Consider the following 10,662-nt stretch of genomic DNA (forward strand, 5'->3'; position numbering starts at 1 on the left):
CCAACGCATGGATCAATCAGCTGCGGCGACTGCGGGTGCGTGACGAGCGCCGAGACGATGTCCACTTCAGTCTCCTCGTTCTGGGGACCTGCCTGATACTCTTCCGGGGGCTTCAAACCTGACTTTTGTTAGGAGCTCTAAACCACCGTAAATACAGGGATTGCAGGCAGGCTGAGCCCCCGAAGGCAGGGAGGTATCAGAATGTAAGCAACTCTTTCTTACCTGTTACGACAATGGGTTTAGCTCTCACACACTTCCCCCGGAGCTCCCCATGGCTATCCACACCATTCGTCGCGGCGACACCCTGAGCGCGCTGGCCCAGAAGTACGGCACGAGCGTGTCGGCCCTCGCGAAGACCAACAACATCAAGAACCCGGATCTCATCATCACCGGGCGGAAGCTCACGATTCCGGATGGGTTCGATCGCCCTGGGCAGCGTCCTGCCACGGCTCCTCCGGGGATGCCCGGCAGCAGCAGCCGCCCGGGTAGCTCGACCCAGTCGCCCACCCAGGCGGGCCCTGTGACGGGCCCGAGCGCTCCGGCTGGCAACGGCAAGGGCGTGACGATGGATCAGCTGCGCAAGATCATGCCGAACCTCTCGCAGGCGAAGGCGGAGCAGTACCTGCCGCACATCAACAACGCCATGGCTGAGGCGGGCATCACCACGAAGAACCAGAAGGCGGCGTTCCTGTCGCAGCTGGCGCACGAGAGCGGCCAGCTCCGGTACATGGAGGAGATCGCCTCGGGTTCGGCGTACGAGGGCCGCCGGGATCTGGGCAACACCCAGCCGGGCGACGGCACGCGCTTCAAGGGCCGCGGCCCCATCCAGCTGACCGGTCGCTCCAACTACCGGGCGGCGGGCCAGGCGCTGGGCATCGACCTGGAGAACAACCCGAAGCGCGCCGCGGATCCGGACGTGGGCTTCCGCACCGCCGCCTGGTTCTGGAAGAGCCGCGGGCTGAACTCCCTGGCCGAGTCCGGCAACTTCCGCGAGGTCACCCGCCGCATCAACGGTGGCTACAACGGCTTGGCGGACCGTCAGCAGTACTACAACCGCGCGCTGAGCGTCCTGTGAGCTGAGCCGGCGCGCTCCCAAGTCGCCGCTCCACATTCGAGGCAGTAGCGCGACGAGGATCGTGAGCCCCAGCGGCCCACGGTCCTCGTTTCGTTTTGGGCGCTTGCCCCCCAGGAGCCTCTCCGAGTGGGCCGTCGTCCACCGTCGGTGTTGACGGTGGAAACTTTCGTGTTGACGCCGGAAACATTGACGTTTACACTGTCTACATCAGCGTGTCGGTGAGCCCGGCCACGCGCTCTGCCGAGGTGGCCCGTGAACGAAGAGCTGATCCTGAAGGTCCTGAACGTCCCGGTGCTGGTGGGTTGGCTGGCGATGGTGGTGGCGCCCCGCACCCGCTTCACGCGGTGGCTGCTGGAGAGCGACGTGCTGCCGCTCGGGATTGGAGTGCTGTACCTGGTGCTGGTCGCGCCCCACCTGCCGGGCCTGCTGCGCGAGTTCGACACGCTGGAGCACATCGGCGCCGCGCTGCAGCGCCCCGGGATGCTGCTGGCGGGGTGGATCCACTACCTGGCGTTCGACTTCCTCGTGGGCCGAGTGGTGCTCGCGGATGCCCAGCGCCGTGGCATCCCTCACCTGGCCGTCGTGCCCTGCCTGCTGCTCACCTTCATGCTCGGGCCGGCGGGCTATCTCACCTACGCGGCCGTCCGGCTGGTGTCGCGGCGCTTCCTGCCGGCCGTCGCTCCGCTCCCTGCTCCCTCCCACTGAGCTCTGCTCGCTGCCCTCCCAAGGAGAATTCCCATGTCCTCGATCTCTCCCGTGTCCTTTCCGCGCAAGCTCTGGAGCCAGGCCTGGGCCCTGTCGCCCGTCCTCGCCGTGAGCACCGTCGTGATGCTCGTCGCCGCTGTGTTCACCACTGCCGGTATCCTGCTCGATCCGCGGCAGGTGGCAGGCGAGCCCGCCTGGCTGAAGCCGACGAAGTTCTACGTGTCGCTGGCGATCTACGACGCCACGATCTTGTACTTCCTCAGCTTCCTCTCCGAGCGCCGCCGCTTCGTGCGTGGGGTGGGCGCCATCCTCGCCGCGTGTGGCGCCCTCGAGATGGTGGGCATCACGATCCAGGCGGCGCGCGGGGTTCGCAGCCACTTCAACGTCGCGACGCCGTTCGACAACGTCATCTTCGGGGCCATGGGCATCGTCATCATGGTGCTGTGGGTGACGATGATGGTGCTGGCCGTGGTGCTGCTGAGGGCGAAGCTCGAGGATCGCTCCCTGGCCTCGGCGCTGCGCCTGGGGTTGGTGGTGGGAGTGGTGGGGGCGGGGCTGGGACACTTCATGGTGACGCCGCGGGCCGAGCAGGTCGCGGTCATGAAGGCCGGTAAGGCGCTGGAGGCGGGTGGACACACCATCGGCGGAAAGGACGGGGGCCCGGGCCTGCCGCTCGTTGGCTGGAGCACCACCGCGGGCGACATGCGGCCGGCGCACTTCCTCGGGCTGCACGGCATGCAGGTGCTGCCTGTGCTCGCGGCGCTGCTCGCGCGCCGGCGTGGCCGCTCCGAGTCCCAGCGTCTGGCCCTGGTCCGGGCCGCGGGGGTGGCCTACCTGGGGCTGACCGGGGTGCTCGCGATCCAGGCCTTGCGTGGCCTGCCCGTCACCCAGTGGGACATGGTGGGCGCCGCGAGCCTCGCGGTGGTGGTGCTGGCGGGCCTCATCACGTTCGCGGTGAGCGTCGCGCGGAAGAGGGGACTCTCCCTCGCGACGGCCTGAGCTTCTGACAGCGCGGGTGCTGCCTCTACGTCCGGCGTGCCGTCTGGTGCAGCTCCAGGAGGATGTTGCCGCCCTTGAAGAGCCGCACCGCGCCCGAGGTCTGGCTCACCACCAGCGCGATGCAGTGGGTGGTGGAGGTGATCCCCGCCGCCGCCGCATGCCTCGCCCCGAGCCCCAGTGGGATCTTCACCGCCTCGTCCGACGCGGACAGGTAGCGGCCCGCAGCCAGCACCACGCCGTCCTCGCGGATGATGAAGGCCCCGTCCAGCACCGAGAAGTTCTTGATCGCCTCGCGGATCTTCGGATCCAGCACGTTGCGCTCGGCCTCGGACAGCCCTTGGAACGGGTTGATCGTCATCTGCCGGCTCTTCTCCAGCACGCTCGTGTGATCCCCGATCGTGATGATCGTCCCGATCGGGTGTCCCTCGAAGCCCTCCTGGCCGATCTGCAGTGTCAGCTGGATCAGCGCGTCCACCACCTGCGAGTTGAACTCATCTCCCAGCTTCACGCCCTCGATGGCCACCCGGTCGTCCAGCGAGCCGCCGATGCGCGTCTGCATCAGCGTGTCCGCGGGCCGGCCGACCTTCCCCGTCATGCACAGCACCAGATCCCCCTCCTTGAGTGCTCCCTGGGAGAGCGCGGACACGAGGGCTACCTTGATCCGCTCCGTCCGCGAGTAGTCATAGGCGGGGATCACCAGCGCGCGGAACTTCCGGTTCAGCAGCTCCTGTGCGATCTTGTCCGACGTCACCGCGTAGATGATCTTCTTCCGAGCTGGCCGTCCCCGCAGATCCTCCGGCGCGATGGGCGTGTCGCAGATATAGAGAAAGTGGCTCACCTCGCCCCGGTTCGCCAGGGAGAGGGCCGAGCGCAGGAACTCCCGGTCGAACTTCGAACTCTCGCTCATGCTGCTTCTCCTCTCTCCCGGTGACAGGGACGCGTGGACACCTTGACACCACGGCCTACCTGAATAAAGCTTTCGGGCCTTTTTTTTAGGCGGACGGGGTCGTTTTTCTCGCCCATCGGAGCGAAGGCTGTGAACCAGAAAGATCTCAAGCGGTACAAGAAGATGCTCGAGGACAGCAAGACGGCGCTGCTCGAGAGCGCGAAGAAGACCCTCGTGGAGGAGTCCAGCTTCGACACGGATGATCTCCCGGACGAGATTGATCAGGCCTCCTCCGAATACGCTCAGTCCATGGTGTTCCGACTGCGCGATCGCGAGAAGTTCCTCCTCCAGAAGATCGAGAAGGCGCTGCAGCGCATCGAGGACGGCACCTTCGGCATCTGCGAGCGCTGCGAGGAGGACATCTCCCCCAAGCGCCTCGAGGCCCGGCCCGTCACCACGCTCTGCATCCGCTGCAAGGAGGAGCAGGAGAAAAAGGAGCGCTCGTACGGCTGATCGCCGGGCGCTCCGGGCCGCGTGACTTCTCGCGCCACGCGGCCTCGCCTCAGACCAGAGCCTGGATCTCCACTCGGAGCAGCTGACGGCCCATGAGGAAGTGGTCGCCGTTGTCTACGAAGGTGGGGCCCGTCAGGCGCATGAACGTGCCGTTGGACGAGCCGACGTCTCGTACCATCAGCTGATCCTTGCGGACGGTGAGGACGGCGTGGCGTCCGGAGACGAAGCCGTCCGTGGGGAAGGTGATGTCCCCCTGTTCACGGCCCAACAGGTTGTCCCCTTCCTTGAGGGGGTAGGCCCCGCCGCGCATGCCGCCCTCCAGCAGCTGGATGAGCCGCAGCCGGTAGCCCGCATCCGGTGAGCCCCAGATCTGGGCGCCCCCTGGCCCCACGGCGGCCGCCGAGATGGGCTCGAGCACCAGCCGCTGACGGCCCAGCCGCAGCTCGCCGCCCGTGGGCAGCTCCCGCTCCTGGCGCAGCCGCACGAAGACGCCGTTGGCACCACCCACGTCCTCCACCGCCAGCCGGACGCCGGAGAAGAAGAAGCGCGCCTGGTCCGGCATGACGAAGGGATCGTCCGGCAGCCTCAGATCGGCCTGAGGGTTCTGGCCGCAGGTGAGCGTGTCGCGGCTCATGCGGACCACGGACTCCGGGCCACCATCCGCGCGGACCACCCGGATGGAGACCTGGGGGCGCGGGGCAATCTGGGAGACCGCCATCACCAGGGTACCAGAGCGCATCGGGGCGCCGCAGGTCTGGCAGATGGAGGCGTCCTCGGGGTTCTCGACGTCGCAGCGGGGGCAGAAGGTTGTAGCCATGCAGGCTCCCCCCTCATATCAAGGCCGGAGCAGGGTTGCTCGCCCCGCGAGCATGGCTTGATGCAGACCCATCAACGTGTTGAACTCTGGATTCCACACCCTCACGACTCCTGGGACGGACACACGCCTTGCGCTGCCCCACCTGTGGCACAGACGCCGGAGAGACCTCCAGGTACTGCCCCTCCTGCGGCTCTACCCTCGTGCGCACTGCGGCCGAAGGTGATGAGTACATCGGCCAGACGCTGGCGAAGAAGTACCGGGTGGAGGCGCTGATCGGCGAGGGCGGCATGGGCAAGGTGTACAAGGCCCGCCAGCTCGCGCTGGACAAGCCGGTGGTCCTCAAGGTCCTGCGCCAGTCCCTGCTGTCGGACGAGCGCACCGTCGCCCGCTTCCAGCGCGAGGCCAAGGCCGCCAGCCGCCTCAACCACCCCAACTCCATCAGCATCCTGGACTTCGGCCAGGCCGAGGACGGCGCGCTCTTCATCGCCATGGAGTTCGTCCCCGGGCAGGATCTGCACCAGGTCCTCAGCCGGGACTGGCCGCTGCCCGAGCCACGAGTGGTGCGCATCGTCAGCCAGGTGCTCTCCGCGCTCTCGGATGCGCACGGCGCTGGCGTCATCCACCGGGATCTCAAGCCCGAGAACATCATGTTGGAGCAGCGCCGCAACGATCCGGACTTCGTGAAGGTGCTGGACTTCGGCATCGCGAAGATCACGGACACCAACGGCGATGACGGGCCCGCGCTCACCCGGGCCGGCTTCGTCTGCGGCACCCCGGAGTACATGTCCCCGGAGCAGGCCCGGGGCGCGCAGCTGGATCATCGCTCGGATCTGTACGCGGTGGGAGTCATCCTCTACCAGCTCACGACGGGGCTGCTGCCCTTCGAGTCCGACTCCGCGGTGGGCTTCGCCACCAAGCACCTCACCGAGGAGCCGCTGCCGCCCTCCAAGCGGCGGCCGGAGGCCCGCATCTCTCCGGGCATGGAGCGGCTCATCCTCCGCACCCTGTCCAAGGATCCCAACGATCGGCCCGCCAACGCGGAGGCGTTCAAGGCGGAGCTGCTCTCGGTGGACCGGGACAGGCGCCGCCTGGAGGCCTCGTCCCGCAGGGTGCCGATCTCCCAGCCTCCCGCGCCGACGTCCGCCCCGGTGTCCGTGCCGGTGCTCGCGCCGCTGCCACGCCGGGCCACGGGCGGCAGCCACATCGACACGCAGCCAGGCACGGATCCCGGCTGGGGCTCCAACGAGCCCACCGTCGAGGCCACGGTCCGCGCCGTGCCGGAGCTGATGCAGACGATGCAGAACCCGATGCCCATCACCAGCGACAGGACGGAGGCCATCGTGCCCACCGTCCACGGTGATGAGGAGGTGGGCGGGTTCGGCTTCTTCAAGGCGCTCACCATCACCCTGGTCCTCGCCGCGCTGGCGATCGCCGCGTACTACTACTACACGAACTTCGGGGCCGGTCAGGGAGGGCCCGAGGAATACTCGCTGCCGAGCAACGTGCCCCTGCCAGGGCAGGATGGCACCCCCGCTCAGGGGCCGGACCTCACCAAGCCGCTGTACGAGCAGGAGATCCCCATCCAGAACCGGAACGCGCAGAAGGCGCGCGAGGCCGAGAACGAGGGAGATGTGCTGGTGCGGCGAGGCCACCTGAGCCTGGCGGCCACCGAGTACAAGAAGGCCTTCGGGTTCGATCCCAGGCCGGATCTGGCCCTCAAGCTGGGCGAGGTCTACCTGCAGAACAACAAGATCGAGGAGGCGCGCAACTGGTGGTCGCGTCACCTCAAGGACGTGCCGAACTCCAAGGCCGCCGACTACATCGCGCAGGTCTTGAAGAGCGCGAACGCCCCGCCCATGCCGCCGCAGTGAGCCGCGGGCAGTGCCTCAGCCCAGCAGCTCCACCTGGAACACGTGGTTCCCGATCCGGACACGGTCCCCCGAGCGCAGCGGACGCTCGGTGGCAGGGGGGATGCGCACGTACGTCCCCAGGCCACCGGAGAGATCCCTCAGCATGGCCCCGGTGGCCGTCGGGCTGAGCTCGCAGTGGCGGCCGGCGAGCCCCTCGTCCTGGGGGAAGCTGAAGTCGCAGTGGGCCTGGCCAATGGTGAGCAGCGTGGTGGCCGCCACCACGGCCCGGCCTGCCCGTCCACCCACCATCATCTCCTCCACCACGTAGATGGCCTGGCCGAGCGGCACGGGCGCGCCGTAGATGACGGGCTGTCCGGGCTGGGCGATGGGGATCTCGATGCGGCCGCTGAAGCGGAAGACCCGCGCGCCGGCGCTGAACAGCGTCCGGGCCGTGATGGCCTCCGTGCCGGGGATGGTGACATAGACCCCGGAGGCGCTGCTCTCGTCACGGACGAAGAGGGTGCCCTCCTTCACGAGGAACGTCGCGTGGAGCGCGGAGACGAACGGGTCATCCTGCAAGAGGATGGCGCCCCGGCTGCGGCCCACCACGCAGCCCGTCACGGGCAGCTTGTAGCGCTGGCCCCGGCTCGAGCCGGCCACCACCGTGATCCCGAACTTCGAGGCTGCGGGAGCAGGGCGCGCGGTGCCGGGTGCGGCGGGGGGGGCGGCCGTGGGCGCCGCCTTGGGCACGGGAGGGGCGGAGTCCGGAACAGGAGGTGCTGAGCGCTCGAAGGGCACCGGAGGTGGGCCGCGAGGAGCAGGAGCGGCTCGAGGAGGCGGGGCCTCCGCCAGGGGAGGGCGCGAGCCGGAGGGAGGGGGGGCCGGAGCAGGCCGGGCCGTCCCCACGGGAGCCATCGAGGGCACTGGGGGGCCAGGGCGGGCATTGGGGCCCCTCTCCACGGGGATGCCGGCGGCCGTGGGGAGGGGCGTCCGAGCGGACGGCCGCAGGCCTGGCGGGACGACTTCGCCCGAGCGGGGCACAGGCGGCCCGCTGTCGGCTCCTCGGGGGAAGCTGGAGACGGGGGCCGCGCGAGGGGCAGGGCCGCCTGCAGGGGCGGGGGGACGCTGCCCGGGGGCCGGGCGAGGAGGCGCAGCTCGGGGGCCGCCCGGGGTCTCGCTCACGGAAGCTCCACACTGTGCACACACCGCCGTACGGGGCGGATTGTGGCCGTCACAGTTCGGACAGACCACGGCAAGGGCGGACAGCAGGAGCTGTGACATGGGCGGGGAGACTTTATGGGTCCCTAAAACATCGGGTCAACGAATGCGAGCGCTTCTGCAGGAGTCAAGAAGAGCAAGGCCTCCACACGGAGAACCTACGACGTTGCCCCGCTTGCCTCTGAAAGTTACGATTGCCTCTGCCTCTAAATGATTCGCCTCAACGACATCCTCCAGCGGGTTGCCTCCTATCACCCGGACCCCGATCTGGACATCATCAAGAAGGCGTACGTCTACTCGGCCAAGGTGCATCAGGGCCAGCTCCGCAAGTCCGGGGAGCCCTACCTGATCCATCCGCTCGAGGTCGCCGGCATCCTGGCCGAGCTCAAGCTCGACGAGGCCTCGATCGTCACGGGGCTCCTCCATGACACCATCGAGGACACCCTGGCCACGGCCGAGGAGCTCACCGAGCTGTTCGGCCCGGAGGTGGCCCAGCTCGTTGACGGGGTCACCAAGCTCTCCAAGTTCTCGGCCTCCGCCACGCTCTCCCAGGAGGAGAAGCAGGCGGAGAACTTCCGGAAGATGATCATCGCGATGGCGCAGGACATCCGCGTCATCCTGGTGAAGCTGGCGGACCGCACGCACAACATGCGGACGCTGGATCACATGTCCGAGGAGAAGCAGGCCCGGATCGCCCAGGAGACGCTGGACATCTACGCGCCCCTGGCCAACCGCCTGGGCATCAGCTGGATCAAGATCGAGCTGGAGGATCTCTCCTTCCGCTACGTCAAGCCGCAGGAGTTCTTCAACCTCCAGGAGAAGCTGGACAAGCGCAAGAAGGAGCGTGAGAAGTACATCGACGACACCAGCGCGATCATCCGCACCAAGCTGGAGGAGCGCGGGCTCAAGGGCGACGTCAGCGGCCGCTTCAAGCACGTCTACAGCATCTACAAGAAGATCAAGCAGCAGGGCATCGACTTCGATCAGATCCACGACATCATCGCCTTCCGGATCCTCATGCCCACGCTGCCCTCGTGCTACGAGGCGCTGGGGCTGGTGCACCAGCTGTGGAAGCCGGTGCCGGGGCGCTTCAAGGACTTCATCGCGATCCCCAAGCCCAACATGTATCAGTCGCTGCACACCACGGTGATCGGCCCGCTGAGCGAGCGCGTGGAGGTGCAGATCCGCACTCCGGAGATGCACAAGATCGCCGAGGAGGGCATCGCGGCGCACTGGGCCTACAAAGAGGGCAAGGTCCTCATCTCCAAGGATGACGAGAAGTTTGCTTGGCTGCGTCAGCTCATGGAGTGGCAGCAGGATCTGAAGGATCCGAAGGAGTTCCTGGAGACGGTCAAGGTCGACCTCTTCACCGACGAGGTGTTCGTCTTCACGCCCAAGGGGGACGTGAAGAGCCTGCCGCGCGGGGCCACGCCGGTGGACTTCGCCTACGCCATCCACTCGGACGTGGGCGGCCGGTGCGTGGGCGCCAAGGTGAACGGGAAGATCGTCCCGCTGCGCTACAAGCTGAAGAACGGGGACATGGTGGAGGTGCTCACCAGCCCACAGGCGCACCCCTCCAAGGACTGGCTCACCTTCGTCAAGACGAGCCGCGCCCAGCAGCGCATCCGCAACTTCATCAAGCAGCAGCAGCGCGACAAGAGCCTGCAGCTGGGGCGCGAGCTGGCCGAGCGCGAGTTCAAGCGCTACCAGCTCAACCTCAACAAGCTCACCAAGAACGGCGAGCTGAAGAAGGCGGGCGAGGAGCTGGGCTACCGCATCGAGGAAGATCTGCTGGTGGCGATCGGCTACGGGAAGGTGACGCCGCAGCAGCTCATCCAGCGCTTCGTGCCGCAGGAGAAGCTGACCACGGAGGAGCGGCCGGGCCCGGGGGGGCACTCCTCCAACGGCGAGAGCAGCGGCTCCTCCATGCTGCCGGGGCTGTCGAAGGTGACGGATCTGGCCAAGCGGCTGGTGGGGCGCCCCGCCCGCAGCGGCGTGCAGATTGGCGGGGTGGACGACGTGCTCGTGCGCTTCGGGCGCTGCTGCAACCCCGTGCCCGGCGATCCCATCGTTGGCTTCATTACCCGTGGGCGCGGCGTCACCGTGCACACCGACGGGTGCGAGAAGTCGCTCGCCACGGATCCGGAGCGGCGGGTGGACGTGTCCTGGGATGTGCGTGGCGACTTCAAGCGCCCCGTCACCCTGCGCGTGCTCACCGCGGACCGGCCCGGCCTGCTGGCCGACATCTCCAACACGTTCTCCAAGAAGGGCGTCAACATCTCCCAGGCCAACTGCCGGGCCACCGGGGATGACCGGGCGGTGAACACCTTCGAGGTGACGATCTCGGATCTCAAGCAGCTCACGGACCTGATTCGCACCATTGAACGGCTCAACGGAGTGCACTCCGTCGAGCGCATCTGAGCGCGGCGGGCGCTGGGATTCGTGTTAGAGGCTCCTTTGGACCGCGGCCGGCGGACGGCCGCTTCACCCCGAGGTGCCCTCATGGCTCGCAACGCCATTCATTCCGACAGCGCCCCCCAGGCTATCGGCCCCTACTCGCAGGCGATCCAGGTGGACGCCGGGAAGATGACCTTCCTCT

General features: G+C 67.7%; 9 protein-coding genes and 1 pseudogene. 7 read left to right on the forward strand and 3 right to left on the reverse strand.

Translation table 11 applies throughout. From position 1 onward, the window contains the following. The first annotated feature begins 271 nt into the window (after positions 1 to 271). The 3 genes from VD972_RS13530 (at position 272) to VD972_RS13540 (ending at position 2,779) form a co-directional block, all read left to right on the forward strand. The gene (locus VD972_RS13530) at positions 272 to 1,075 is read left to right on the forward strand and encodes a glycoside hydrolase family 19 protein (protein ID WP_324986417.1); all 804 of its coding nucleotides are present in this window, start codon (positions 272 to 274) and stop codon (positions 1,073 to 1,075) included. A 252-nt stretch (positions 1,076 to 1,327) separates the two neighbouring features. Continuing rightward, on the forward strand, positions 1,328 to 1,780 hold the full coding sequence (locus VD972_RS13535; protein ID WP_324986420.1) for an ABA4-like family protein: 453 nt from the start codon (positions 1,328 to 1,330) through the stop codon (positions 1,778 to 1,780). 33 nt (positions 1,781 to 1,813) lie between these two features. Next, positions 1,814 to 2,779, forward strand: coding sequence for a hypothetical protein (locus tag VD972_RS13540; protein ID WP_324986423.1), 966 nt, complete (start codon positions 1,814 to 1,816; stop codon positions 2,777 to 2,779). A 25-nt stretch (positions 2,780 to 2,804) separates the two neighbouring features. Here the strand turns inward: VD972_RS13540 and VD972_RS13545 are convergent, their stop codons facing one another. Continuing rightward, positions 2,805 to 3,686: a DNA integrity scanning protein DisA nucleotide-binding domain protein gene (locus VD972_RS13545; RefSeq protein ID WP_324986426.1), complete on the reverse strand. Its 882-nt coding sequence runs from the start codon at positions 3,684 to 3,686 to the stop codon at positions 2,805 to 2,807. Between the two features lie 129 nt (positions 3,687 to 3,815). On the opposite strand from VD972_RS13545, the gene VD972_RS13550 reads away from it, so the two are divergent. Continuing rightward, on the forward strand, positions 3,816 to 4,178 hold the full coding sequence (locus VD972_RS13550; RefSeq protein WP_044191746.1) for a TraR/DksA family transcriptional regulator: 363 nt from the start codon (positions 3,816 to 3,818) through the stop codon (positions 4,176 to 4,178). Between the two features lie 49 nt (positions 4,179 to 4,227). Here VD972_RS13550 and VD972_RS13555 read toward each other — a convergent pair whose 3' ends face one another. Further along, positions 4,228 to 4,995 carry an FHA domain-containing protein gene (locus VD972_RS13555; protein WP_324986432.1) on the reverse strand — a complete coding sequence of 256 codons (768 nt, stop codon included), beginning with the start codon at positions 4,993 to 4,995 and terminating at the stop codon, positions 4,228 to 4,230. Between the two features lie 200 nt (positions 4,996 to 5,195). On the opposite strand from VD972_RS13555, the gene VD972_RS13560 reads away from it, so the two are divergent. Continuing rightward, positions 5,196 to 6,866: a serine/threonine-protein kinase gene (locus tag VD972_RS13560; RefSeq protein WP_324986435.1), complete on the forward strand. Its 1,671-nt coding sequence runs from the start codon at positions 5,196 to 5,198 to the stop codon at positions 6,864 to 6,866. A gap of 15 nt (positions 6,867 to 6,881) precedes the next feature. Here the strand turns inward: VD972_RS13560 and VD972_RS13565 are convergent, their stop codons facing one another. Further along, positions 6,882 to 7,595, reverse strand: coding sequence for an FHA domain-containing protein (locus VD972_RS13565; protein WP_324986437.1), 714 nt, complete (start codon positions 7,593 to 7,595; stop codon positions 6,882 to 6,884). Positions 7,596 to 8,273: 678 nt separating this feature from the next. Here VD972_RS13565 and VD972_RS13570 point away from each other — a divergent pair. Beyond that, positions 8,274 to 10,484, forward strand: a complete 2,211-nt coding sequence (locus VD972_RS13570) for a bifunctional (p)ppGpp synthetase/guanosine-3',5'-bis(diphosphate) 3'-pyrophosphohydrolase (protein ID WP_324986440.1) — start codon at positions 8,274 to 8,276, stop codon at positions 10,482 to 10,484. A gap of 81 nt (positions 10,485 to 10,565) precedes the next feature. Further along, positions 10,566 to 10,662, forward strand: a pseudogene (locus VD972_RS13575) (RidA family protein); the annotation flags it as partial.

The organism is Hyalangium sp. (assembly GCF_035629615.1).
Taxonomy (GTDB): domain Bacteria; phylum Myxococcota; class Myxococcia; order Myxococcales; family Myxococcaceae; genus Hyalangium.